We start from the raw sequence: 25,391 nt of genomic DNA, 5'->3' as shown, positions 1-25,391 counted from the left end.
TTCCGCCGGGGTCGAAGCGGCAGGCGGCCGCCCTGCCGGCAAACCATTCGGCGGCACCGGGTTGCCGCCCGCCTTCCGGAAAGCCGTCGCCCACCTTTCATTCCTCCGTCACGTTTCCTTTCGATACTCTCACGCGCCGCACATCAGGCCGTCGGCGCATGCGCCGTCTTCAGTGCGAATCAGGACGAGTTACGACGAATCACGACACCAGAACACCGAACAGGACAACCGATGCGTCTCCCCCCGTTTCCCCGCCATCGCGCGCCGGCCGCCGCCGCGCTTGCGAGCCTAGCGTTCCTCGCCGCCTGCAACGGCGACGACGTGACCGCCCCGCCGTCGTCGCAGGCGCAGGCGCAAGCCCCCGCCGGCACGCAGGCGACCCTCGCCGTGCTCGAGACGACCGACCTGCACACGAACGTGCTGTCGTATGACTATTTCAAGCTCGCGGCGGACAAGTCGCTCGGCTTCGAACGCGTGGCGACGCTGATCGCGCAGGCGCGCACGCAGTACCCGAACACGCTGCTGCTCGACAACGGCGACACGATCCAGGGCACCGCGCTGTCGGACTACCAGGCGCTCGTGAACCCGCTCGGCTGCGACCAGACGCTCGCGATCTACAAGGTAATGAACGCGGCGAAGTTCGACGGCGGCGGGATCGGCAACCACGAATTCAACTACGGGCTGCCGTACCTGTCGCAGGTGACCGGCAACACGTTCGAAGTCGACGGGATGCCCGCGCCCGCGCAGCAGAAGAAATGCGCGGGCCCGGCATTCCCGCAGGTGCTCGCGAACGTGATCAGCGCGAAGACGAATGCGCCGCTGTTCACGCCGTACACGATCCTCACGCGCACGCTCGCCGCGACGATGCCGGACGGCCGCACCGTCAGCGCGCCGGTGAAGATCGGCATCATCGGCTTCACGCCGCCCGCGATCATGAACTGGGACAAGCGCTGGCTCGACGGCAAGGTGTACACGACCGGCCTGAAGGAAGCGGCCGAGAAGTACATCCCCGAGATGCGCGCGAAGGGCGCGGATCTCGTCGTCGCGATCTCGCACGGCGGCCTCGACAACTCGCCGTACTCGCCGACGATGGAAAACGGCAGCTGGTGGCTGTCGACCGTGCCCGGCATCGACGCGATGCTGATCGGCCACTCGCACCAGGTGTTCCCGGATGCGGCGAGCACCGTGCCGCAGTTCAACCTGCCGGGCGTCGACAAGGTCAAGGGCACCGTCAACGGCGTGCCGACCGTGATGGCGAACTACTGGGGCAAGCACCTCGGCGTGATCAAGCTCGGCCTGAAGTTCGACGGCAAGACGTGGAGCGTCGACAAGTCGCTGACGACCGTCGAGGCGCGGCCGATCCAGAACGCCGACAAGACCTACGTCGCGGCCGATCCGTCGGTGTCCGCCGCGATCGCGGCCGAGCACCAGGCGACGATCGACTACGTGAAGACGCCGATCGGCTCGACCGACTACCGGATGAACTCGTATTTCGCGGACGTCGGCGATCCGGGCGCGATCCAGATCGTCAACGAGGCGCAGGCCGACTACGTGAAGACCTACGTGCAGGCGAACCTGCCGCAGTACGCGTCGCTGCCGGTGCTGTCGGTCAGCGCGCCGTTCAAGAGCGGCTTCGGCGGCGGCAGCGACTACACCGACGTCGCGCCCGGTGCGCTCGCGATCAACAACGCGGCCGACCTGTACCTGTATCCGAACACCGTGTACGCGGTGAAGGTGAGCGGCACCGACGTGAAGAACTGGCTCGAGACGGCCGCGAAGCGCTTCAACACGATCGACCCGACGAAGGCGACCGTGCAGCCGCTCGTCAGCAGCTTCCCCGGCTACAACTTCGACATGTTCACGTCGGCCGATCTCGCGTACGAGATCGATGTCACGCAGCCGGTCGGCAGCCGGATCCGGAACCTGACGTACAAGGGCGCGCCGCTCGATCCGAACGCGCAGTTCATCGTCGCGACCAACAACTATCGCGCGAGCGGCGGCGGCAACTTCCCGGGCCTCGACGGCAGCAAGACGATCTTCGCGTCGCCGGACGCGAACCGCGACGTGCTGATCGCGTTCATCAAGAAGCGCGGCGCGCTCACCCGCGCGGTGGACGGCGCGCAGCGCAGCTGGCGCTTCACGAAGCTCGCGGGCTCGGTCGCGCACGTGCAGTTCGCGTCCGCGCCGAACCGCGCCGCCGACGCGGCGGCGGCAGGCCTCGCCGGCATCACGCAGGTCGCGGCCGACGACGGCACGGGCAAGAATCTCGCGACCTACGAAATCGACCTGACGCAATGAGGCACGCGATGCAACCGATCCGCACGATGCGGCCCGCCGAGTCCGGCTTCGCGCCGGCCGCGTGGCGCCTGCTGCGCGTGAAGCTGCCGCCCGCCGTGCTGCTCGCGGCGTCGGCGGCGATCGTCGCCGCCGTCGTCACGGCGGCAGGGTGGCGGAGCGACGGCCCCGCGCCGAGCGCTGCGCAGCTCGACGAATGGCAGGCGATGGTCACGCAGGTCGCCGACCCGCACGCGCTCGCGCAGCTGCGCGACCTCGCGCGCGCCGGTTCCGCCGATGCGCAGGCGGCGCTCGGCATCGCGCTCGTCGACGCGCGCGAGCCGGGGCTGCGCGACGAAGGGCGCGGCTGGCTCGAAACCGCCGCGCAGGCAAACGGCACGCAGGATGCGCCGGCCGCGCGGCGCGCGCAGCTCGCGCTCGGCAAGGCGTTGCTGTTCGGCAGTGGCGATCAGCCGAAGGACTATGCGCGCGCCCGTACGCTGCTCGGTGCGGCGGCCGAACACGGCGATCCGGCTGCCGCGTACTACGTCGGGCTGATCTACCGCAGCGGCTACGGCACCGCCGCCGATCCCGCGCAGGCGGCGCGCTGGTTCGAGGCCGCGTCGCGCGCCGATATCCCGGCCGCCGACTTCATGCTCGCGAACGCGTATCGCGACGGCAACGGCGTGCCGCGCGACGACGCGCGCGCACTCGCGCTATACCGGCGTGCGGCCGAGCACGAGCTGCCGGAAGCGGTGCAGACGCTCGCGATGGCGTATCGGAATGGCGAACTCGGGCTCACGCCGGATGCGGATGAATTCCACGCGCAGTGGATCGAGACCGCGCACGCGCTGAAGCATCCGGTCGTCGCGCCGTGACGCGACGCGGCGTTCGGCCGGACGACGCATTTTCCGGCCGGACGCCGCCGTGACCTCGCGGTCGGGCGGCGCCGCAAGCGCCCATCAGGCGGCGATGTCCAGCGAGCGTCGCTCCAGACGCAGGTAGACGTCGGACGCAATCAGCCCGTACACGACGTGATCGAGCGCACTCACCCAGCCTCGCGCATCGGCGAACCATGGGAAGAATTGCGTCATTGCGTAGAAATTGACGAAGTACAGCAGCACGCCGAATGCCGCACCCGCCAGCGTCGCCATCCCGACGCTCGAATCCAGGCTGAACGGCGCGATGATCACCGCCAGGATCAGCGCGAACACGATCGTCAGCGCAATGTGCACGCCCAGCGCCGCGAGCAGGATCCCGACTTCGAACGTAGCCGACGGCGCAAGCGCGTCCTCTCCGAAGTAGATTGCCGCGATCATGCGCAGCGGCGCCCACGCGCCTTGTCCGAGGATGACCGCCTCGACGATCTCGAGGACGAGGATGACCGCACCCGCGACGCCCCCGCCGATCACGGCTGCGCGCCAGTCCGGAATGCGGTGCACGTAATGATGCGAATGCATGTGAAGTTGCATGGCGACCTCCTTGAAAGCGGTCAACCGTTGCTTCCGCCGGCAACCTGCGGTCGATGCGGACGAGCCCGGATCGCGATCGGCCGGACACCGCGACACACGCTGCCGCGTCAATGCCGATGCGTATGCGACGTCCCGGAGCGAACCGCCGACCACGCCGACTCGATCGACTCCGACAGCCGGTGACAGGCACGCGTCATCGGCGGCCGGACGGCTTCGGAGATCTGGGTCGTCTTGCGGTGAAAACGCTCGAACAGGCTGGACAGGTTCGAACATGAATGAAGCTTGCTCATCGCCTATTCCCTCGATGCAGCAACGACGAGAACGCGCTGGCGCGCTCCGGTTCGTCTGCGTTGCTGCTGGCAAACCCGTCGGAACACGCCGCCAGAGCGGATACATCGAACGTAGTCCCGCCGGTCAGGAATATCAAGATAGCGGCAAGGCGCCGGTGCGCAACAGTGTCGAGTTCCACAGACGAATAAGCAAACGCCTGCGCGGCATACGACCGTCGATCCATCTGCAAGCGCCGGCAGCCGCGATACGCGGGCGCCCGGTCATCGACCGGGACCCAACGCGGCGACGGGTGCCGGCCCAACGGTCGGCAGCGCCGGTCGCCGCGTCGCGCATTTCGCCAGCACGATCCCCGCACCCTGTCGCTACAATAGGCCCCATGAACGCCCCCACCTCCTCCGACACGCCCGACACCGGCGACGCGCACATCGCGCGCAGCCGTCTCGACGCGCACCTGGACGCCACGCCGCGCGCGTGGCCGCTCGACATCGTCGCCGCGACCGGCTCGACCAACGCCGACGTCGCCGCCCGCCTGAAGGCGCTGCCGCGCACCGCGAACGCGCTGCCCGCGCCGCTCGTACGGGTCGCGTTCGAGCAGACGGCCGGCCGCGGCCGGCAAGGCCGGCCGTGGTTTGCGCAGCCGGGCAACGCGCTGCTGTGCTCGGTCGGCTGCATCGTGCCGCGCCCCGTCGACGCGCTTGGCGGATTGAGCATCGCAATCGGCGTCGCGCTCGCCGAAGGGCTCGCGGCGCTGCCGCTCGACGGCCGCACCGGCATCGCGCTCAAGTGGCCGAACGACGTGCTGCTGACGGCCGCCGACGCCGGCGCGCAGCGCCTCGTCGGCAAGCTCGCGGGGATCCTGATCGAAACCGTGTGGACAACGCCGAACGCGACCGCCGTCGTGATCGGCTTCGGCATCAACGTGCGCGGCGCGGAAGCCGTCGCCGCGCAGGTCGACGCGCAGCGTGCGCGCGAAGCGACGCTCGCGGGCGCGCTGCCGCCCGCCGCGTTGTCGTCCGCGTGGGCGTCGGCCAACCTCACCGATACGCTCGCCGCGGCGCTGAACGCGCTCACGCCCGCGCTCGCGCAGTTCGCGGCCGACGGCCTTGCGCCGTTCCTGCCGCGCTGGCACGCGTTGCACGCGTATGCCGGGCGCGAAGTCGTGCTGATCGAGCAAGGCGTCGAACGCGCCCGCGGCATCGCGACCGGCATCGACGCGGCAGGCCAGCTGCTGCTCGACACGCCCACCGGGATCCAGGCGATCGCGGCCGGCGACGTGTCGCTGCGCGAGGCGCAATGAGCGAAGCGCGGCTGCTGATCGATGCCGGCAACAGCCGGATCAAGTGGGCGCTCGCCGACGCTCGGCGCGAACTGGTCGAAACGGGCGCGTTCGGCCACGCGCGCGACGGCGGTGCCAATCCGGACTGGTCGCGCGTGCCGCGCCCGCGCGGCGCGTGGATCTCGAACGTCGCCGGAACGGAAGTCGCGGCGCGGCTCGACGCGCTGCTCGACGCGCACTGGCCAGGCCTGCCGCGCACGACGATCCGCTCCTGCGCCGCCCAGTGCGGCGTGACGAACGGCTACACGACGCCCGGCCAGCTCGGCAGCGACCGGTGGGCGGGCCTGATCGGCGCGCATGCGGCGTTTCCGGGCGAGCACCTGCTGATCGCGACGTTCGGCACCGCGACGACGCTCGAGGCGCTGCGCGCGGACGGCCGCTTCACGGGCGGACTGATCGCGCCCGGCTGGGCGCTGATGATGCGCTCGCTCGGCACGCACACCGCGCAATTGCCGACGCTGACGACCGACATCGCGAGCGGCCTGCTCGCGGGCGCGCAGGCGGAGCCGTTCCAGGTCGATACGCCGCGCTCGCTGTCGGCCGGCTGCCTGTATGCGCAGGCGGGGCTGATCGAACGCGCATGGCGCGACCTGAACGATGCGTGGCAGGCGCCGGTGCGGCTCGTGCTCGCCGGCGGCGCGGCGGACGACGTCGCGCGCGCGCTGACGGTGCCGCATACGCGGCACGACGCGCTGATCCTCTCCGGACTGGCGCTGATCGCCGCCGAGACTACCGCGAACGGTTGATAAGGTGAAAGCGGCGGGGACGGCCATCGTTCCGCACGCCGACGGCCCGAATGCATGGAGAACGGGCTGGCCTTGCGGCCGCCCCGACCGGACGACCGGACGACCGGACGACGGGACGACGGGATCACTGGACGACTTGGCGACCGGGCAACCGGGCAACTAGACGCATGGACGCCAGGACGCCTGGGCACCTGGATGACGAAAAGGAGTGTCGACGATGCTGCGCTGGCTGATCGCTGTTCTCTTTCTCGCCAACATGCTCGCGCTCGTTTTGACGCGCGAGGTGTTCGGGCCGCTGCCCGCGGCCGGTCCGCGCGAGCCGGAGATCCTGTCGCGGCAGGTGCATCCCGATGCGCTGCGCGTGACGCCGCTCGCACAAGCCGCCGGCGAGGCGGTCGTCGGCGGGCCGATCGCCGCGCCGCCGGTGGCCGCCCAGCCGCTTGCCGCGTCCGCGCCGTGACGACGCGCGCGGCCGCGCGCCGACCTTACGGCTGCTGCGTGCGCACCTTCTTCAGCAGCGCAGTGGTCGAGCGGTCGTGCTCGAACGGGATCGCCAGCGCGCGCCCACCCCAGCCGCGCACCAGCGCCGATTCCGGCAGCACATCCATATCGTAATCGCCGCCCTTGACGAGGATGTCCGGATGGACGGCCTCGATCAGCGACACCGGCGTCTGTTCCTCGAACTTCACGACATAGTCGACGCTCTCGAGCGCCGCGAGCAGCGCCATGCGGTCGTCCTCGCGGTTGATCGGCCGGTCGTCGCCCTTGCCGAGCATCCGCACCGACGCATCGCTGTTCACGCCGACAATCAGGCACGCGCCGAGCGCCTTCGCGTCGGCGAGATAGGTGACATGGCCGCGGTGCAGGATGTCGAACACGCCGTTCGTGAACACGACGGGCGACGGCAGCGACGCGCGGAGCGCGACGAGCGCATCGCGGGTGATCAGCTTTCGTTCGAAGGTGGCAGGCATGATGGGCGAAAAGCGGAAATAAGCGGCATGCGCGGCGCGCATACCCAAGAAAAAGCCCGTCGGACCGGCCGGACGGGCTTCGTTTCATCGCGGCCCGGCAGCGGGCGCGGCCGGTGACGTGCGGCCGGCAACGAGCCGGCCGCACGCGAACCGACGTCAGGCCGGCTGCGCTGCGGACGGGCCGCTTTCGGACTGCAGACGGCCCGTGACTTCCTTGCGGTACCGGTTGAGTTCCTGCGCGGTCGCGAACGTGCGCTCGAACAGGATCGACAGGTTGTGCAGGATACGCTCGACGACCTTCTTCTCCCACTCGCCGTCGAAGCGGATCTGCTCGTCGAGCCAGCGCTCGAGCCACTCCGGATCGGGCAGGCGCGACTGCACGGTGTCGCGCGGGAACAGCGCCTGGTTCACGTGCAGGTTGGTCGGGTGCAGCGGCTTCTCGGTGCGGCGCGCAGACGCCATCAGCACGCCGATCTTCGCGAACGCCGCACGTGCGACGTCGCCGCAGTTGTTGAGCGCCCTCTTCATGTAGCGGAGGTACGCGCCGCCATGGCGCGCCTCATCGCGCGAGATCGTTTCGTAGATGTGCTTGATGACCGGCTCGGTGTGCCACTCGGCTGCGCAGCGGTACCAGTGGTTCAGGCGGATCTCGCCGCAGAAGTGCAGCATCAGCGTCTCGAGCGGTGGCGCCGGATCGAACTCGAAGCGCACCGCATGCAGCTCCTCCTCGGTCGGCATCATTTCCGGCTTGAAGCGGCGCAGGTATTCCATCAGCACGAGCGAGTGCTTCTGCTCTTCGAAGAACCACACGCTCATGAAGGCGGAAAAGTCGCTGTCGTGCTGGTTGTCGCGCAGGAACATCTCGGTCGCGGGCAGCGCCGACCATTCGGTGATCGCGTTCATCTTGATCGTCCTCGCCTGCTCGTCGGTGAGCAGCGAAGCGTCGAACTTGTCCCACGGAATGTCCTTCTCCATGTCCCAGCGGACGGCTTCGAGCGACTTGTAAAGTTCCGGATAAAGCATGGTGTTCATGATGGTCCCACCCCTGTTCTGCGCAATGCGACTTCTCTCAAACGTGACTGTTGCAGCAATTGCGCATGCCGATGCGCTTTTTGCAACCAAGCCTCTAATTTTACGCGTGAAACCGGCCCCCGGACGCGCGATCCGCATCCGTCAGCCGCGCGGCCGCGTAAGCCGCCGTGGGGCAAGCTGCGTGCCATGACGGAACGGGCCGCGCGTGCCTGAGTGGGGGCCGGCGCTGGCCGGCTTCGCTGGCGAGCCCGTCCGCGGCCCCATGCGGGGCACCGCTGGCAGGCGGGCTGCTCGATATGGTGTATTCGGCGGCGGCCATGATATCACGCGGGCGTGACGGTTCCGAGACGGTGCCCCGGTCGCGTTCGGCCAGGCGCCGCGCGGCACGGTGCGGCGCCTGGCCGCATCCATCATGCCGTGGAATTGAAACAAGAATGTAATTAGCGTGAAATGAATGCGTAATCGTCATGCACCGATATGCGTCAGACCTGTATTTCCCCGGCCGTCGGCCCGTCGGCCGGCGACGCGCTCGCGCCGTCCGCGTGCGCGATCCAGCCGGCGAGCGTGTCGCGCTGCGCGCAGCCGTCGCGGTAGCCGAGCTCGATCAGCTCGCGCGCGAACGACGCCTCGAACAGCAGGTAGCTCGCGAACGACGCGCCCGCGGGCTGGCTGCCGCCGACCGCGCCGAGCAGCCCGCGCACGCTGAGCGGCAGCTGCTTCACGTGCTTCGCGGCAATCAGCTCGATGCGCTCGGACGGCGCGATCGCGAGCACGTCGACATGCCGCCAGCCGCTGTCCACTTCGACCTGGTGCGGCAGGTGCGTGATCATCCGGTTGATGTGCTCGATCCGCTCGATGTCCGAGCCGATCGAGTCGAGGAACACGCTCGCGAGCACCTGCTGGCCGATCTGCGCGAGCGACGGGTAGCCGCGCACGAGGCCCGCGCCGTTCGCGGCGGGAATCTCGGGCCGCGGATCGGCCGCGCCGACCACGACGATCGCGTCCGCGCCGAAATGGATCGCCGGCGACAGCGGCGCGATCTGCCGGATCGAGCCGTCGCCGAAGTATTCGATCTGGCCGTCGAGCACGAGCGGCACGGCCGGGAACACGAACGGAATCGCCGACGACGCGAGCAGGTGCGACGCCGACAGGTCGACGAGCCGCGCGGTGCGCTGCGCGCGCCGCCACGCCTGGATCGGCTCGGCCGCCTGGTAGAACGTCAGGTGCCGGCCGCTCGAATAGCTGAGCGCCGTGATCGACAGCGCGTGCAGCAGGCGCGCCTCAAGCATCTGCTCGATCCGGTGAAAGCTCAGCTCGCGCTGCAGCAGGTGAGCGAGCGGCGCGTTGTCGAGCAGGCCGCGCGGCGAGCGGCGCGCCGCCCAGCCGAAACTCATCGCCGCGAGCCAGCGCGCGCCCGCGGCGGCAATGCCGAGCCAGTCGGTGCGGTACACGTAATCGGCGCGCAGGTGCTCCCAGAATTCGAGCAGGCGCCGCACGCCGTGCGAGAAATCGTCCGCGTGGCTCGCGATCGACGTCGCGTTGATCGCGCCGGCCGACGACCCGCACACGACCGCGAACGGCAGCGTGCGCCGCGGCGGATCGGCGTCGAGCGCGATCTCGGTGAGCGCCTTCAGCACGCCGACCTGATACGCGGCACGCGCGCCGCCTCCCATCAGTACGAGCGCGAGCCGCATCGTTCGACCTGCTACATGGGCTGCCGCGCCGTCACGTCGAGCGCTTCGGCGGACGGCTCGCGGGCGTCGACGCGGCTGCCGCGCGCGCCGCGGCCGAACCGGCCGGCTTCGCACGCTTCGCGGCAGGCTTGCGCGGCGCGGCGGCCGGCGGATCGGCCGGATCGGCCGGATCGGCCGCCGCGGGCGGCGCCGCGTCCGGCGCGGCGGCGGGCTGGGCGCCCGGCTGCGTCATCGCGAAGCTCGCGAGCTGATTGAACTGCGTCTGCAACAGGTTCCACCACCCGGCCGGATCGAACGCCTGGTTCTGAGCGGCGGCCTCGGCGTCGGGCGGCGGCGCGTCCGGTTCGGCTTTCGGCGCGTCGCCGAGCGGCGATGCCGCGGCCTTCGCCGCCGCGACGGCCGCGTCCTCGGCGGCCGACATCGAGCTTTGCGCGAACGCACCGAACGCACGCAGCGTCGCGAGCGTCGCGCGCTGCACCTCGAGCGCCTGGATCGCGGACTGCAGCATCCCGAGGTTCAGCTTCAGCCACTGCTCGACCGCACGCAGGTCGGTGATCCGCTTGTCGAGCTCCTCGACGTTCGTGAGCGGCGCCATCATGTCGGACATGCTCGCCAGCGACGGTGGCAACCCTTGCGTGGCGCCGGGAATCGCCGCCATCGCGCCGAACGGCGACAGGCGGATCATTTCCCACATCCGGTCGACCATGTCGGCGGGTTGGAAGCCGGCAAAGCCGGAGAAAGGATTGGAGCCGGTGGTATCGATCGTCATGCGGGCGTCCTGGTTGACTGGGGGAGGGCGGCGGCCGGATCGGCCAGGCGCGCCTGGATCATCATAGCGCGCGTCAGAACGGCGCGCCGCCGGGGAAATCGGGCGGGCGGCGCTCGCGCAGCGAACGGATGCCCTCCTGCACGTCGGGCCCCGAAAAGCCCATGAATTCGAGCGCGAGCGACGTGTCGAACGTCGGCCCGGCCGAGCGCAGCCAGTTGTTGAGCGCGTACTTGGTCCAGCGGATCGCCGTCTGCGACCCGTGCGCGAGCCGCTCGGCAACCTCGTACGCCTTCGGCAACAGGTCTTGGTCGTCGACCGCGAGCGACACAAGGCCGATCCGCTCGGCCTCCTCGCCGCTCACCGGCTCGCACAGCAGCAGGTAGTACTTCGCTTTCGCCATCCCGCACAACAGCGGCCACACGATCGCCGCGTGGTCGCCGGCCGCAACGCCGAGCCGCGTATGGCCGTCGATGATGCGCGCGCTCTTCGACGCGATCGAGATGTCGGCGAGCAGCCCTGCGACGAGCCCCGCGCCGACCGCCGGGCCGTGCATCGCGGACACGATCGGCTTGCTGCAGTTGATCACGTTGTAGACAAGGTCGCGCGCCTCGCGCCAGACCCGCGCGCGCACGTCGAAGTCGTTTGCCATCTGCTCGACGAGCGCGAGGTCGCCGCCCGCCGAGAAGCCCTTGCCTTCGCCGCGGATCACCGCGACGCGCGTGTCGGGATCGCGATCGACGTCGCGCCAGATGTCGGCCAGTTCGCGGTGCATGCGCTCGTTCGCGGTGGCGAGGCCGCTCTTGTTCGCGCCTTCGCCACTCATCACGATTTCGAGGATGCCGTGCGGCTGACGCCGCACCTTCAGTGCTTCATAGCCGCTGTAGACAGCAAGATCAGACATGCGCAACTCCTTGCGGAAAACCCATGGGTCGAGTGTAGCCAAGCCCGCGCGGGCAAACATCGGGCGAAACCCGGCGCGCGGGCCGCAACCGGGTTGCGCCCGTGCACCGCGGGTGCATGTCAGGCAGCGCCGTCGGGCGGTGCGACAGACTGCTCGATCGCGCCGAAGATCGACTTGCCGGCCTCGTCGACCATCTCGATCTTCACGGTGTCGCCATAGCGCATGAACGGCGTCTGCGGCGCGCCGTGCTCGATCGTCTCGAGGCAGCGCTTCTCGGCGATGCAGCAGTAGCCGCGCTTCGGGTCCTTGTTCGACACCGTGCCCGAGCCGACGATCGAGCCCGCGCGCAGGTTGCGCGTCTTCGCCGCGTGCGCGATCAGCTGGCCGAAATGGAACACCATGTCGGTGCCCGCGTCCGGCTGGCCGACTTTCTTGCCGTTCCAGTGGACGACCATCGGCCGGTGCACGCGGCCGTCGCGCCAGTGCTCGCCGAGTTCGTCCGGCGTCACCGCGACCGGCGCGAACGCAGTCGCCGGCTTGCTCTGGAAGAAGCCGAAGCCCTTCGCGAGCTCGGCCGGGATCAGGTTGCGCAGCGATACATCGTTCACGAGCGTGACGAGCCGCACGGCCCTCAGCGCGTCGTCGGGCGACACGCTCATCGGCACGTCGCCGGTGATCACCGCGACTTCCGCCTCGAAGTCGATGCCCCATTCCTCGGACGGGCAGATCACGTCGTCGCGCGCCCCGAGGAAATCGTCGCTGCCGCCCTGGTACATCAGCGGATCGGTCCAGAATTCCGGCGGCATTTCCGCGCCGCGCGCGCGGCGCACGAGCTCCACGTGGTTCACGTATGCGGAACCGTCCGCCCACTGGAACGCGCGCGGCAGCGGCGCCATGCAGTTGGCCGGATCGAACGCGAACGCGTGGCGCGCACGGCCGTGGTTCAGCGCGTCGTACAGATCGCGCAGCTGCGGCGCATAGAACGCCCAGTCGTCGAGGACGCGCTGCAGCGTCGGCGCGATCGCATCGGCGATCGCCGCGGTATGCAGGTCGCGCGACACGACGATCAGCTGGCCGTCGCGCGTGCCGTCCTTCAGCGAAGCAAGTTTCATAAGGGGAATCTGCCGTTGTAGTGACGATGGAAGGAATCTATTTTACGATGGTGAATCCGTGCGGCGCGCCGCCAGCATGCGCGCCGCGGCCGAACCCAATCCAGCCTCTTCATCGCGCACCGCGCGCCGTTGCCCCATGCCCGCCAGCCAGCTCCCAGACGACGATCTCGCCGAACCCGACACTGCCGACGATTCTGCCGGCGACGGCGGCGATGGCGGCGAGAAGGTCCGCTCCGGCATCCAGTCGATCGAGGTCGGCTTCCGCCTGCTCGACGTGCTGACGAGCGAGCCGCGCGCGATGATGCTGCGCGACCTCGCGCAGCGCGCGGGCATGAGCCCCGCGAAGGCGCATCGCTATCTCGTCAGCTTCTCGCGGCTCGGCGTCGTATCGCAGGATCCCGTGTCCGGCCGCTACGAGCTCGGCGGCTTCGCGCTGCAGATGGGCCTCGCACGCCTCGCGCGGGTCGACGGCGTGAAGCTCGCGCGGATCGCGCTGACCGAGCTGCGCGACCGGCTCGACCAGACGGTCGGCATCGCAGTGTGGGGCAACCAGGGGCCGACGATCGTGCACTGGATGGAATCGAGCCATCCCGCGAAGGCATCGCTGAAGCTCGGCGACGTGATGCCGCTGCTCGGCTCCGCGACGGGCCTGCTGTTCGCCGCGTACCTGCCGCCCGGCAAGACCGCCGCGATGATCGAGCGCGAGCTCGCCGACACGCGCCGCTCGCCGCATCACGGCGGGCCGCGCACGCGCGCCGACGTCGACGCGATGCTCGCGGACGTGCGCGCGCATCAGGCCGCACGCGTCGAAGGGATGCTGCTGCCGACGATCCACGCGTTCTGCATGCCAGTGTTCGACGCGGTCGGCGAACTCGCGCTCGCGATCCTCGCGCTCGGCCACGAAGGCACGTTCGACATCGCATGGGGCGGCGAGATCGACACCGCGCTGCGCGACTGCGCGCAGAAACTGTCGTACGAACTCGGCTATAGTCCGGACGCACGCGACGCGTGACGTGCCTGTCGCGCCTGTCGCGCCTGTCGCGCCTGTCGTGCCTGACGCGCCTGTCGCCCGCCACGCGCCGCGAACGCGCGGCGCCTCCGGCGGTCGGAATCCTGACGAGCCCCGCGAGCCGGCACGCACGTTGCGCGCCGGATGCCCGACAACCGCCCCACACCGCCCCGTACCCTTCGCCGCCAGCCGATGCCTCGCTCCGACACCCGCCCCCGCCATGCTCCGCCCCGCCTCTGGCTGCGCGTGGGCGTCGCGCTCGTCGTGGTGCTCGTGCTGCACGTGCTCGCCGCGTTCTGGTTCACGCGTCATCGCGAACCGTTCACACCGCCCGCGCCCGCCGAGGTGCCCGTGCAGATCGAGCTGCTGAAACCGCAGCCGATCGAGCGGCAAGCTGCGCCGCCCGCGCCAAAGCCGGTCGCGAAACCGGCCGCGCCGCCCCTTGCGAAGCCGGCCGCAAAACCCGCCTCACATCCGCGCCCGGCGCCGCAAGAACCGGTTCTGACATCGACGCAGACTGCAGCGGAAGGCGAGCCGCCGGCCGCATCCACAAACGGCGCGGCATCCGGTGCAGCCGGTGCATCCGGTGCATCGGCTGCGTCCGCCGGCGGCGCGAGCGGCCCCGCGACGGCAGGCCCCGCTTCGAACGGCGTGAAATACGCGGTGCCGCCATCCGGCGACCTGCAGTACGACGCGTTCTTCAACGGCATGCAGAACTCGACGGGCACGATCCACTGGCGCACCGACGGGCAGACCTACGAGCTTTCGGTGACGATGCCCGTGCCGTTCGTCGGCCCGTTCCGCTACCGGAGCCAGGGCCGCATCGATGCATTCGGGATCGCGCCCGAGCGTTACGTCGAGCAGCGCGGCAAGCGTCCCGAGGACATCGCGATCTTCAACCGCGAGATCAAGCAGGTCGTGTTCACGCGCACGCCCAACAACGTACCGCTGCCCGACGGCGCGCAGGACCGCTTCAGCATGCTGATGCAGCTCGCGGGCCTCGTGCGCGGCAACCCGGATGCGTACAGGCCGGGCGTCACGCAGCAATTCTTCGTCGTCGACAACAACAGCGGCGAGACCTGGCCGCTCACGGTGATCGGCGACGAACAGGTGCAGACCGCCGCGGGCTTCGTCGCGACGCGGCACTTCATGCGCCTGCCGCGCCGCGCGGGCGACACGCGGCGCATCGACATGTGGCTCGCGCCGTCGCTCGGCTGGCTGCCCGCGCGGCTCGTGCAGACCGAACCGAACGGCACGCAGATCGAACTGCTGTGGCACGGGCGGCTCGCCGCCCCCGACGTGCCCGCGGACGCCACGCCCGACACCGCCCACGCACCGGCCGCGCCGGCCAATGCTTCGACGCCGCCCGCCCCCGCTGGGTCGCCCGCGCCTGATGCGTCGCCCGCGCCCGCGGCATCGCCTGCGCCGGCTCCTACACCCGCTCCCGCTGTATCGCCTGCGCCGGCTCCTACACCCACTCCCGCTGCATCGCCTGCGACGGCTCCCGCACCCGCTCCCGCGCCGACAGCGCCCGCCCCATCGCCATCCGCGCCGCCTGCGCCATCGACTGCAGCCCCGTGACGCGCCGCGTGCCGACGCACGAATCGGCAATTTCGACCGATGCTCACACACCTAAAGATCAGCCGTTATGCGCCGTAAAATTAGGCATGACACTCTTTAACAACTATTTCGGTGCACCGGCCGACAATAGGAAACGTTTCTAAGCTATCGGCTTCTAACCGATACACCCCATGCAACGGGAACGGGGTGTGCAGCGCAAGCCCCTTGAAACCGGCGCAGCCTGCCCCACCTATGGGGACAACAAGGCCAGATGCCACTGCGAAGAGGAGTGCCGCCATGCAAATGATCTACAACAGCCCCAACTACTGCGTCGTCGAGTTCCCGCCGCAGGCCGGCCACCACGCGATGAACGCGGGCGGCTACGAAATCGTCGACAAGAACGCGCAGCGCGAAATCTTTATCGATGGCGAACTCGCTACGCGGTTTCGCGAGCACGTCAAACAGCTGATCGAGGACGAACCGTCGCTCGACGAAGTCGACGAATTCCTCGGACAGTTCGACAGCCTGATGACGCAACCGGTCGTCCTGCACTGACGGCACCCGGGCCCGGCGGCCTGAAGCGCCGGGCTCACCGCAAGCGGCGCGCGGTTCACCTGCGCCGCCCCGAGCACTCCGATCCCCCCGCCCGGTCCGCCGCGCGGGGGTTTTCATTTGGGATTTCGCGCGGCGCGCCAGCCGCGCACCGACTGTCACGCGGCCGACATGCGCGCGTCATGCTGCGCACCGTCACGCGCCGGCCCGGCTACTGCGCGGCCGCCCTCGCTCCACCCTCGCTCCACCTTCGCTCCGCCCCGCGCCACGCCGGGCGGTGCAGGGCCGCACCGGCTACAATGGCGGTTTTTCCGATTCGCCGGTCATCCGCCATGTCTGCGACCTCATCCGCCGTTCCTTCCGCTCCGTCCGCCGCGCCCGACGCAGCGGCGCCCGACGCGCCGTACACGCGCGGCGCCCAGCTGCCTGCGCTGCTCAAGCAGCGCATCCTGATCCTCGACGGCGCGATGGGCACGATGATCCAGCGCTACAAGCTCGACGAGGCGGCGTATCGCGGCGAACGCTTCACGAATTTCGCGCGCGACATCAAGGGCAACAACGAACTGCTGTCGATCACGCAGCCGCAGATCATCCGGGAGATCCACGACCAATACTTCGCGGCCGGCGCGGACATCGTGGAAACCAACACGTTCGGCGCGACGTCGGTCGCGCAGGCCGACTACGGGATGGAAGACCTCGTCGTCGAGATGAACGTCGAATCGGCGAAGCTCGCGCGCGAATCGGCCGCGAAATACGCGACTCGGACCAAGCCGCGCTTCGTCGCGGGCGCGATCGGGCCGACGCCGAAGACGGCGAGCATCTCGCCGGACGTCAACGATCCGGGCGCACGCAACGTCACGTTCGACGAACTGCGCGACGCGTACTACGCGCAGGCGAAGGCGCTGCTCGACGGCGGCGTCGACCTGTTCCTCGTCGAGACGATCTTCGACACGCTGAATGCAAAGGCCGCGCTGTTCGCGCTCGACCAACTGTTCGACGACACCGGCGAACGCCTGCCGATCATGGTCTCGGGCACCGTCACCGACGCGTCGGGCCGCATCCTGTCGGGCCAGACGGTCGAGGCGTTCTGGAACTCGCTGCGCCATGCGAAGCCGCTCACGTTCGGCCTGAACTGCGCGCTCGGCGCGGCGCTGATGCGCCCGTACATCGCCGAGCTCGCGAAGCTGTGCGACACCTACGTGTCGTGCTACCCGAACGCGGGCCTGCCGAACCCGATGAGCGATACCGGCTTCGACGAGACGCCCGACGTCACGTCGGGCCTCTTGAAGGAATTCGCGCAGGCCGGGCTCGTGAACCTCGCGGGCGGCTGCTGCGGCACGACGCCCGAGCACATCGCCGAGATCGCGAAGGCGCTCGCCGAAGTGCAGCCGCGCCGCTGGCCGAGCCAGTACAGCGAAGCCGCCTGACCCGACCGCCCCACGCCCTTCATCACACGAATTCGCACCGCCATGACCGATCACATGATGCGCCTTGCCGGCCTCGAGCCGTTCAACGTCACGTCCGGGACGCTCTTCATCAACGTCGGTGAACGCACCAACGTCACCGGCTCGAAGGCGTTCGCACGGATGATCCTCAACGGCCAGTTCGACGAGGCGCTCGCCGTCGCGCGCCAGCAGGTCGAGAACGGCGCGCAGGTGATCGACATCAACATGGACGAGGCGATGCTCGATTCGAAGGCGGCGATGGTGCGCTTCCTGAACCTGATCGCGTCGGAGCCGGACATCGCGCGCGTGCCGATCATGATCGACTCGTCGAAGTGGGAGGTCATCGAGGCGGGCCTGAAGTGCGTGCAGGGCAAGGCGATCGTCAACTCGATCTCGCTGAAGGAAGGCGAGGACGCCTTCCGCCATCATGCGAAGCTGATCCGCCGCTACGGCGCGGCAGCCGTCGTGATGGCGTTCGACGAGCAGGGCCAGGCCGACACGTTCGCGCGCAAGACCGAGATCTGCAAGCGCTCGTATGACTTTCTCGTGAACGAGGTGGGCTTCCCGCCGGAAGACATCATCTTCGACCCGAACATCTTCGCGGTCGCGACGGGCATCGAGGAGCACAACAATTACGCGGTCGACTTCATCGAGGCGACCCGCTGGATCAAGCAGCACCTGCCGTACGCGAAGGTGAGCGGCGGCGTGTCGAACGTGTCGTTCTCGTTCCGCGGCAACGACCCGGTGCGCGAGGCGATCCACACCGTGTTCCTGTACCACGCGATCCAGGCGGGGATGGACATGGGCATCGTCAACGCGGGCCAGCTCGGCGTGTATGCGGAGCTCGATGCGGAACTGCGCGAGCGCGTCGAGGACGTGATCCTGAACCGCCGCACCGATTCGACCGATCGCCTGCTCGAGATCGCCGACAAGTTCAAGACCGGCGCCGCGAAGAAGGAAGAGAACCTCGAGTGGCGCAACCAGCCGGTCGAGAAGCGCCTCGCGCACGCGCTCGTGCACGGCATCACGAACTTCATCGTCGAGGATACCGAAGAAGCGCGCGCGAAGATCGCCGCGGCGGGCGGGCGCCCGATCAACGTGATCGAAGGGCCGCTGATGGACGGGATGAACGTCGTCGGCGACCTGTTCGGCCAGGGCAAGATGTTCCTGCCGCAGGTCGTGAAGTCGGCGCGCGTGATGAAGCAGGCCGTCGCGCACCTGATCCCGTTCATCGAGGAAGAAAAGCGCCTGCTCGCGGAAGCGGGCGGCGACGTGCGTGCGAAGGGCAAGATCGTCATCGCGACCGTGAAGGGCGACGTGCACGACATCGGCAAGAACATCGTGTCGGTCGTGCTCCAGTGCAACAACTTCGAAGTGGTCAACATGGGCGTGATGGTCCCGTGCAACGAGATCCTCGCGAAGGCGAAGGTCGAGGGCGCGGACATCATCGGGCTGTCGGGCCTGATCACGCCGAGCCTCGAGGAAATGGCCTACGTCGCGTCGGAAATGCAGCGCGACGACTACTTCCGCGTGAAGAAGATTCCGCTGCTGATCGGCGGCGCGACGACCTCGCGCGTGCATACGGCCGTGAAGATCGCGCCGCACTACGAGGGCCCGGTCGTCTACGTGCCGGACGCGTCGCGCTCGGTGTCGGTCGCGTCGAGCCTGCTGTCCGACGAGGGCGCGGCGAAGTATCTCGACGAGTTGAAGTCCGATTACGAACGCATCCGCGACCAGCACGCGAACCGCAAGGCGCAGCCGATGGTCACGCTCGCCGAGGCGCGCGCGAACAAGACCAAGGTGGACTGGGCGAGCTACCAGCCGGTCAAGCCGAAGTTCATCGGCCGGCGCGTGTTCAAGAATTACGACCTGAACGAACTCGCGAACTACATCGACTGGGGCCCGTTCTTCCAGACCTGGGATCTCGCGGGCCCGTATCCGGCGATCCTGAACGACGAGATCGTCGGCGAATCGGCGCGCCGCGTGTTCTCCGACGCGAAGTCGATGCTCGCGCGCCTGATCCAGGGCCGCTGGCTGACCGCGAACGGCGTGATCTCGCTGCTGCCGGCGAACACGGTCAACGGCGACGACATCGAGATCTACACCGACGAATCGCGCTCCGAGGTGCTGCTCACATGGCGCAACCTGCGCCAGCAGAGCGTGCGCCCGGTGGTCGACGGCGTGATGCGGCCGAACCGCTCGCTCGCCGACTTCATCGCGCCGAAGGAATCGGGCGTCGCCGACTATATCGGGATGTTCGCGGTGACGGCCGGCGTCGGCGTCGACGTGAAGGAAAAGCAGTTCGAAGCCGACAACGACGACTACAGCGCGATCATGCTGAAGGCGCTCGCGGACCGCTTCGCGGAAGCGTTCGCCGAAGCGATGCACGCGCGCGTGCGCCGCGAGCTGTGGGGCTATGCGAGCGGCGAGACGCTCGACAACGACGCGCTGATCGCCGAAAAGTACGTCGGCATCCGCCCGGCGCCCGGCTATCCGGCCTGCCCCGACCACCTCGTGAAACGCGACATGTTTGAAGCGCTTCACGCAGACGAGATCGGCATGAGCGTCACCGAGTCGCTGGCGATGCTGCCGGCGGCGAGCGTGTCGGGCTTCTACCTCGCGCACCCGGACAGCACCTACTTCTCGGTCGGGAAAATCGGGCAGGACCAGCTCGAGGACTATGCGCAGCGGATGGCGCTGTCGCTCGACGACGCGCGGCGCGCGCTCGCGCCGCAGCTTTGAGCGGGAACGGCCGGCCGGCGCCGGCCTGTTGCCACGCTTTTCGTCACACGAAATGAAAAAAGCCCGCATTTGCGGGCTTTTTGCTGGCGGTCTGGCTGGTGCGGCTCAGAAACCCCAGTGCACGTCGGCTTCGCCGGCCTTCGCCTCGCGCAGCATCGTGAGGAACGGCGCGACGCGCTGCGCCAGGCTCGGCGGCACTTCGTGGTGCGCGTGCTCGGCATCGTCCTCGTGGAAATGGCCGGCGTGCTCGGCACGCTCCTGCTTCGCCTGCGTGACGGCGTCTTCCAGCTTCGCGATCGCGTGGTCCAGCTCGTCGTGCGTAATCACGCCGCGCTCGCCGAGCTGCTTGCCGACCAGGCCCAGCACATACACGGCGAAATCCTTCAGCACGTCGAGATCCTGTGCCGCCTTGCTCTTGAACGTAATCATGACAATTCCCTTTTCATCTTGTTGTGCCCGCCGCGCGAGGTTGGGGAACGCCGGCAGACCGGCGTCTGGCCTCGCGGACACGGGCCGCCTGAGCGGCATATTAGCACCTGTTAAAATTCTGCGATCCCTGAAACGCGCGCCCGAACAGCGCGCCGGCGCGCCGAGCTTCCCGGCCGCCACCAACGAAGCCTTCTATCAGCATGCTGCCAGCCCAAAAACAGACCCTCGAAGCCCTGCTCGCGGATAGCGTCAAGCAGGTCGCCCACGCCCTGAAGGGCGACGACGCTACGTTCGTCGCCCCCGCGATCACGCTGGAGCGCCCGAAGGTCGCCGCGCACGGCGACGTCGCGTGCAACGTCGCGATGCAGCTCGCGAAGCCGCTCGGCACGAACCCGCGCCAGCTCGCCGAACGGATCGTCGCGGCGCTCACCGCGCAAACGGGCGCGCAAGGCCTCGTCGAGGCCGCCGAGATCGCCGGCCCGGGCTTCATCAACCTGCGCCTGACGGCGGCGGCCAAGCAGGCCGTGATCGCCGCGGTGCTCGCCGAAGGCGGCTCGTTCGGCCTGTCCGCGCGCGAGAAAGGCAAGCAAGTGTTGCTGGAATTCGTCTCGGCGAACCCGACCGGCCCGCTGCACGTCGGCCACGGCCGCCAGGCCGCGCTCGGCGACGTGCTCGCGAACGTGATTGCGAGCCAGGGTTACGCGGTGCACCGCGAGTTCTACTACAACGACGCCGGCGTGCAGATCGGCAACCTCGCGATCTCGACGCAGGCGCGCGCGCGCGGGCTGAAGCCGGGCGACGCGGGCTGGCCGGAAGCCGCGTACAACGGCGAATACATCGCCGACATCGCGCGCGACTACCTGAACGGCGAGACGGTCGCCGCGAAGGACGGCGAGCCCGTCAAGGGCGCCGGCGACATCGAGGATCTCGAGGCGATCCGCAAGTTCGCGGTCGCGTACCTGCGCCACGAGCAGGACATGGACCTGCAGGCATTCGGCGTGAAGTTCGACCAGTACTACCTCGAGTCGTCGCTGTACAGCGAAGGCCGCGTCGAGAAGACGGTCGACGCGCTGATCAAGGCCGGCATGACCTACGAGCAGGAAGGCGCGCTGTGGCTGCGCACGACCGACGACGGCGACGACAAGGATCGCGTGATGCGCAAGTCGGACGGCACGTATACGTACTTCGTGCCGGACGTCGCGTACCACGTGACGAAGTGGGAGCGCGGCTTCACGAAGGTGATCAACATCCAGGGCTCGGACCACCACGGCACGATCGCGCGCGTGCGCGCCGGCCTGCAGGGGCTGCACATCGGCATCCCGAAGGGCTACCCCGACTACGTGCTGCACAAGATGGTCACCGTGATGCGCGACGGCCAGGAAGTGAAGCTGTCGAAACGCGCGGGCAGCTACGTGACGGTGCGCGACCTGATCGAATGGTCGGGCGGCGCGGCGCCGGGCCAGGAGGCGGCGCCCGACCTGATCGACGAGGCGACGATCACGCGCGGCCGCGACGCGGTGCGTTTCTTCCTGATCTCGCGCAAGGCCGATACCGAGTTCGTGTTCGACATCGACCTCGCGCTGAAACAGAACGACGAGAACCCGGTCTATTACGTGCAGTACGCGCATGCGCGGATCTGCTCGGTGCTGAACGAATTGAAGTCGCGCTATAACGGCGATCTCGCGCAGCTGCCGGACGCCGACCTGTCGCAGCTGACGAGCGCGCAGGCCGCGTCGCTGATGCAGAAGCTCGCCGAGTATCCGGACATGCTCACGCACGCCGCGAACGAGCTGGCGCCGCACGCGGTCGCGTTCTACCTGCGCGATCTCGCTGGCGAATTCCACTCGTTCTACAATGCGGAGCGCGTGCTGGTCGACGATGAAGCGCCGCGCAATGCGCGCGCCGCGCTCCTCGCCGCGACCCGGCAGGTGCTGGAGAACGGTCTGGCGATGCTCGGCGTGTCCGCGCCCGCCAAGATGTAAGCGGCCCGAACCGGGCAGCGAATGGCCGCGGCCGCGCCCGCCGCAGGAGCGCCCGTCGCGGCCTTTTCACGATTCTTTTTGCAGGTGACTCAAGCAATGGCACAACCACGCCGCACTTCGAAGCAATCGAAACAAGCCGGAGGGACATTTCTTGGAATCGTGCTGGGCCTGATCGTCGGCCTTGCGATCGCCGTGGTGGTGGCGCTCTACATCACGCGTTCGCCGTCCCCGTTCGTGTCGAAGGTCGCGCCGCAGCCGGCCGACAACGCCGCGAGCCAGCCGCAGCAGTTCGATCCGAACCGCGTGCTGCAGGGCAAGACGCCCGGCCAGCCGGTGCCGCAGGCCGCGCAGCCGACGCCGCCCAATACCGCGCCCGGCCAGGCCGGCAACCAGACGCAAGGCGGCCTGCTGCCCGAGCCGCAGATCGTCGAAGTGCCGCCGTCGGCCAACGGCAACACCCCGAGCGCGTCGAACGGCTCGAATGGGTCGAATGGGTCGAACGGTTCGAGCGCGTCGAACGGATCGTCGGGCAACGGCGTCGCCGTCGCACCGAAGGCGGCCGACAACCCGCCGCCGAAGAAGCCGCAGGCGACCGCGAATGCGAACGCGAACGCCGGCGAAGACGACATCGCGCGCCTCGCCGCGCAGAAGCAGGCGCAGCAGCAACAGGCGCAGAAGGCCCAACAGCAGCAGGCCAATGCACCGAAGGCGACGTCGTCGTCGACGACGGTCGCGAGCAACACGCCCGGCAATGCCGCGAAGGCGCCCACCGCGAGCGACGCGAACACCGGCTACTTCCTGCAGGTCGGCGCGTACAAGACGGAAAGCGATGCCGAACAGCAGCGCGCGCGCCTCGGCTTCCAGGGGTTCGAGTCGAAGGTGTCGAAGCGCGACGTCAGCGGCGTCACGTATTTCCGCGTGCGCGTCGGCCCGTTCTCGAAGTTCGAGGATATGAACTCGGCGCGCCAGCGCCTGTCCGATGCAGGTGTCGACACGGCAGTGATCCGCTTCACGAAGCAGTGAAACCGGCCGCGCCCACGCTGATCCCGTTACGTTTCGCTACCCAAGCAACTGATTCGACGTTCACAACATGAAAAAACTGCTCAGCACGCTCCTCCTGTCCCTGGGTCTCGTGGCCGGCTTCGCCCATGCCGCGCCGGCCGCGCCGGTGTCCGGCAAGGACTTCGAGGTGATGAAGGCGCCGCAGCCGGTGTCCGCACCGGCCGGCAAGGTCGAAGTGATCGAATTCTTCTGGTACGGCTGCCCGCACTGCTACGAGTTCGAGCCGACGGTCGAGGCATGGGTCAAGAAGCAAGGCAACAACATCGACTTCAAGCGCATCCCGGTCGCATTCCGTGACGATTTCGTCCCGCACTCGAAGCTGTTCTACGCGGTGTCCGCGCTCGGCATCTCGGAGAAGGTCACGCCGGCAATCTTCAACGCGATCCACAAGCAGAAGAACTACCTGCTGACGCCGCAGGCGCAGGCCGACTTCCTCGCGACGCAAGGCGTCGACAAGAAGCAGTTCATGGACGCGTACAACTCGTTCAGCGTGCAGGGCGAGGTCAATCAGTCGGCCAAGCTGCTGAAGGACTACAACATCGACGGCGTGCCGACGGTGATCGTCCAGGGCAAGTACAAGACGGGCCCGGCCTACACGAACAGCATTCCGGGCACCGCGCAGGTCCTCGACTATCTCGTGAAGCAGGTTCAGGACAAGAAGCTCTGATCTCCGTTCCGATCCTCGTCCTGCCCCCCGCCCCTGCGCCGGCATGAGTACTCCGCTTAAGGTCTTCATCACCGGCGCGTCGAGCGGCCTCGGCCTCGCACTGGCCGAGGAATACGCCCGCCAGGGCGCGACGCTCGCTCTCGTCGCGCGACGCACCGATGCACTCGATGCCTTCGCGCGACGTTATCCGAAGCTTTCCATTACCGTCTATTCGGCCGACGTGCGCGACGCCGATGCGCTGGCGGGCGCCGCCGCGGCGTTCATCGCCGCGCACGGCTGCCCGGACGTCGTCATCGCGAACGCGGGCATCAGCCAGGGCGCGGTCACGGGCCAGGGCGACCTCGTCACGTTCCGCAACGTGATGGACGTCAACTACTTCGGGATGGTCGCGACGTTCGAGCCGTTCGTCGGCCCGATGACGGCCGCGCGACACGGCACGCTCGTCGGCGTCGCGAGCGTCGCCGGCGTGCGCGGCCTGCCCGGCTCCGGCGCGTACAGCGCGTCGAAATCGGCCGCGATCAAGTATCTCGAGTCGTTGCGCGTCGAGCTGCGTCCCGCAGGCGTCGGCGTCGTGACGATCGCGCCCGGCTACATCCGCACGCCGATGACCGCGCACAATCCGTACCGGATGCCGTTCCTGATGGACGCCGACCGCTTCGCCGCGCGCGCGGCGCAGGCGATCGCGCAGCAGCGCGCGTTCCGCGTGATTCCGTGGCAGATGGGCGTCGTCGCGAAGGTGCTGCACGTGATGCCGCGCTGGCTCTACGACCGCCTGTTCGAAAAGGCGCCGCGCAAGCCGAAGACAAGCGCGCACTGAGCGCGGCGCCGGGCGGGACGTACGGCGCATCGTTGCCGCTGCGGCCCGCTTGAGCCCTCGCCGTTCGCATCGTCGTTTCCGGTCACCGTTATGCCCTTCCGCCTCAGCCTCGCGCTCCGCCTTCCCGCTTCGGCCTCTTGCTTCAGCCTCTCGCTTCAGCCTCTCGCTTGAGCCTCACGCTTCGGCCTCACGCTTCGGCCTCACGCTTCGGCCTCACGCTTCGGCCTCTCGCTTCGGCCTCACGCTTCGGCCTCACGCTTCGGCCTCACGCTTCGGCCTCACGCTTCGGCCTCACGCTTCGGCCTCTCGCTTGAGCCTCTCGCTTGAGCCTCACGCTTCGGCCTCATGCTTCAGCCTCCCACTTCGGCCGCCCGCTTCACCCGCCAGCTTTCCGCCGCACAAACGCCCTTTCCGTCGTCATCGCAGCCGTTTTCCGCTCAACTCGCAGCGTTCCGGCGCCTTTTTCCACGCGACGCGCGCTTTGACGGTATGCTATCCGCCAGCCGCGCGGGGCCAGACCGAATTCCC

General features: G+C 68.6%; 23 protein-coding genes. 14 read left to right on the top strand and 9 right to left on the bottom strand.

Translation table 11 applies throughout. The features are described from left to right. Nucleotides 1–231 precede the first annotated feature (231 nt). A complete protein-coding gene (locus ACV22Z_RS14500) occupies nt 232–2,298 on the top strand; it encodes a bifunctional 2',3'-cyclic-nucleotide 2'-phosphodiesterase/3'-nucleotidase (protein ID WP_448076992.1) in 2,067 nt (688 codons plus the stop codon). An 8-nt stretch (nt 2,299–2,306) separates the two neighbouring features. After that, nucleotides 2,307–3,152 carry a tetratricopeptide repeat protein gene (locus ACV22Z_RS14495; RefSeq protein WP_448076991.1) on the top strand — a complete coding sequence of 282 codons (846 nt, stop codon included), beginning with the start codon at nt 2,307–2,309 and terminating at the stop codon, nt 3,150–3,152. 84 nt (nt 3,153–3,236) lie between these two features. Here ACV22Z_RS14495 and ACV22Z_RS14490 read toward each other — a convergent pair whose 3' ends face one another. Both ACV22Z_RS14490 and ACV22Z_RS14485 read right to left on the bottom strand, forming a co-directional pair. Next, nucleotides 3,237–3,746, bottom strand: coding sequence for a hypothetical protein (locus tag ACV22Z_RS14490; protein ID WP_448076990.1), 510 nt, complete (start codon nt 3,744–3,746; stop codon nt 3,237–3,239). 107 nt (nt 3,747–3,853) lie between these two features. Continuing rightward, a complete protein-coding gene (locus ACV22Z_RS14485; protein ID WP_448076989.1) occupies nt 3,854–4,036 on the bottom strand; it encodes a hypothetical protein in 183 nt (60 codons plus the stop codon). Nucleotides 4,037–4,413: 377 nt separating this feature from the next. Between ACV22Z_RS14485 and ACV22Z_RS14480 the strand changes: the two genes are divergently transcribed. The 3 genes from ACV22Z_RS14480 (at nt 4,414) to ACV22Z_RS14470 (ending at nt 6,579) form a co-directional block, all read left to right on the top strand. After that, complete coding sequence (locus tag ACV22Z_RS14480; RefSeq protein ID WP_448076988.1) at nt 4,414–5,334, top strand: biotin--[acetyl-CoA-carboxylase] ligase; 921 nt, start codon at nt 4,414–4,416, stop codon at nt 5,332–5,334. Continuing rightward, the gene (locus tag ACV22Z_RS14475) at nt 5,331–6,119 is read left to right on the top strand and encodes a type III pantothenate kinase (RefSeq protein ID WP_448076987.1); all 789 of its coding nucleotides are present in this window, start codon (nt 5,331–5,333) and stop codon (nt 6,117–6,119) included. The genes ACV22Z_RS14480 and ACV22Z_RS14475 overlap by 4 nt, the downstream gene beginning before the upstream one ends. Before the next feature lie 217 nt (nt 6,120–6,336). Continuing rightward, nucleotides 6,337–6,579 carry a hypothetical protein gene (locus tag ACV22Z_RS14470; protein ID WP_448076986.1) on the top strand — a complete coding sequence of 81 codons (243 nt, stop codon included), beginning with the start codon at nt 6,337–6,339 and terminating at the stop codon, nt 6,577–6,579. Nucleotides 6,580–6,604: 25 nt separating this feature from the next. On the opposite strand, the gene rfaE2 is transcribed toward ACV22Z_RS14470, so the two are convergent. The 6 genes from rfaE2 to ACV22Z_RS14440 form a co-directional block, all read right to left on the bottom strand. Next, nucleotides 6,605–7,090 carry a D-glycero-beta-D-manno-heptose 1-phosphate adenylyltransferase gene (gene rfaE2 / locus ACV22Z_RS14465; RefSeq protein ID WP_448076985.1) on the bottom strand — a complete coding sequence of 162 codons (486 nt, stop codon included), beginning with the start codon at nt 7,088–7,090 and terminating at the stop codon, nt 6,605–6,607. Between the two features lie 156 nt (nt 7,091–7,246). Next, a complete protein-coding gene (locus tag ACV22Z_RS14460) occupies nt 7,247–8,122 on the bottom strand; it encodes a ferritin-like domain-containing protein (protein WP_448076984.1) in 876 nt (291 codons plus the stop codon). 482 nt (nt 8,123–8,604) lie between these two features. Continuing rightward, on the bottom strand, nt 8,605–9,816 hold the full coding sequence (locus tag ACV22Z_RS14455; protein ID WP_448076983.1) for a patatin-like phospholipase family protein: 1,212 nt from the start codon (nt 9,814–9,816) through the stop codon (nt 8,605–8,607). Nucleotides 9,817–9,847: 31 nt separating this feature from the next. Continuing rightward, the gene (locus tag ACV22Z_RS14450) at nt 9,848–10,585 is read right to left on the bottom strand and encodes a PhaM family polyhydroxyalkanoate granule multifunctional regulatory protein (RefSeq protein WP_448076982.1); all 738 of its coding nucleotides are present in this window, start codon (nt 10,583–10,585) and stop codon (nt 9,848–9,850) included. A 73-nt stretch (nt 10,586–10,658) separates the two neighbouring features. After that, entirely contained in the window at nt 10,659–11,486 is an 828-nt protein-coding gene (locus ACV22Z_RS14445) for an enoyl-CoA hydratase/isomerase family protein (RefSeq protein ID WP_448076981.1), read from the bottom strand. Nucleotides 11,487–11,605: 119 nt separating this feature from the next. After that, nucleotides 11,606–12,598, bottom strand: coding sequence for a fumarylacetoacetate hydrolase family protein (locus ACV22Z_RS14440; RefSeq protein WP_448076980.1), 993 nt, complete (start codon nt 12,596–12,598; stop codon nt 11,606–11,608). A gap of 136 nt (nt 12,599–12,734) precedes the next feature. Here ACV22Z_RS14440 and ACV22Z_RS14435 point away from each other — a divergent pair, with 136 nt between their 5' ends. From ACV22Z_RS14435 to metH, 5 genes are all read left to right on the top strand, one after another. Continuing rightward, complete coding sequence (locus ACV22Z_RS14435; RefSeq protein WP_448076979.1) at nt 12,735–13,610, top strand: IclR family transcriptional regulator; 876 nt, start codon at nt 12,735–12,737, stop codon at nt 13,608–13,610. 189 nt (nt 13,611–13,799) lie between these two features. After that, nucleotides 13,800–15,188: a DUF3108 domain-containing protein gene (locus ACV22Z_RS14430; protein WP_448076978.1), complete on the top strand. Its 1,389-nt coding sequence runs from the start codon at nt 13,800–13,802 to the stop codon at nt 15,186–15,188. Between the two features lie 276 nt (nt 15,189–15,464). Next, nucleotides 15,465–15,722 (top strand): BTH_I0359 family protein, encoded by a 258-nt coding sequence (locus ACV22Z_RS14425; RefSeq protein WP_448076977.1) that lies wholly within the window; start codon nt 15,465–15,467, stop codon nt 15,720–15,722. A gap of 329 nt (nt 15,723–16,051) precedes the next feature. Then, a complete protein-coding gene (locus ACV22Z_RS14420; protein ID WP_448076976.1) occupies nt 16,052–17,146 on the top strand; it encodes a homocysteine S-methyltransferase family protein in 1,095 nt (364 codons plus the stop codon). Between the two features lie 42 nt (nt 17,147–17,188). Then, nucleotides 17,189–19,906, top strand: a complete 2,718-nt coding sequence (gene metH / locus ACV22Z_RS14415; protein WP_448076975.1) for a methionine synthase — start codon at nt 17,189–17,191, stop codon at nt 19,904–19,906. Nucleotides 19,907–20,011: 105 nt separating this feature from the next. Here metH and ACV22Z_RS14410 read toward each other — a convergent pair whose 3' ends face one another. Next, entirely contained in the window at nt 20,012–20,335 is a 324-nt protein-coding gene (locus ACV22Z_RS14410; RefSeq protein ID WP_448076974.1) for a DUF1840 domain-containing protein, read from the bottom strand. Nucleotides 20,336–20,535: 200 nt separating this feature from the next. On the opposite strand from ACV22Z_RS14410, the gene argS reads away from it, so the two are divergent. From argS to ACV22Z_RS14390, 4 genes are all read left to right on the top strand, one after another. Next, entirely contained in the window at nt 20,536–22,317 is a 1,782-nt protein-coding gene (gene argS / locus ACV22Z_RS14405; protein WP_448076973.1) for an arginine--tRNA ligase, read from the top strand. A gap of 96 nt (nt 22,318–22,413) precedes the next feature. Then, nucleotides 22,414–23,340, top strand: a complete 927-nt coding sequence (locus tag ACV22Z_RS14400; RefSeq protein WP_448076972.1) for an SPOR domain-containing protein — start codon at nt 22,414–22,416, stop codon at nt 23,338–23,340. A 67-nt stretch (nt 23,341–23,407) separates the two neighbouring features. Further along, nucleotides 23,408–24,046, top strand: a complete 639-nt coding sequence (locus ACV22Z_RS14395) for a thiol:disulfide interchange protein DsbA/DsbL (protein ID WP_448076971.1) — start codon at nt 23,408–23,410, stop codon at nt 24,044–24,046. A 43-nt stretch (nt 24,047–24,089) separates the two neighbouring features. After that, nucleotides 24,090–24,863 carry an SDR family oxidoreductase gene (locus ACV22Z_RS14390; RefSeq protein WP_448076970.1) on the top strand — a complete coding sequence of 258 codons (774 nt, stop codon included), beginning with the start codon at nt 24,090–24,092 and terminating at the stop codon, nt 24,861–24,863. Nucleotides 24,864–25,391: the final 528 nt, after the last annotated feature.

Source organism: Burkholderia sp. PU8-34 (assembly GCF_053427725.1).
Note: the sequence above shows the minus strand (reverse complement) of the source record. Positions and strands in the feature narration are given on the sequence as shown.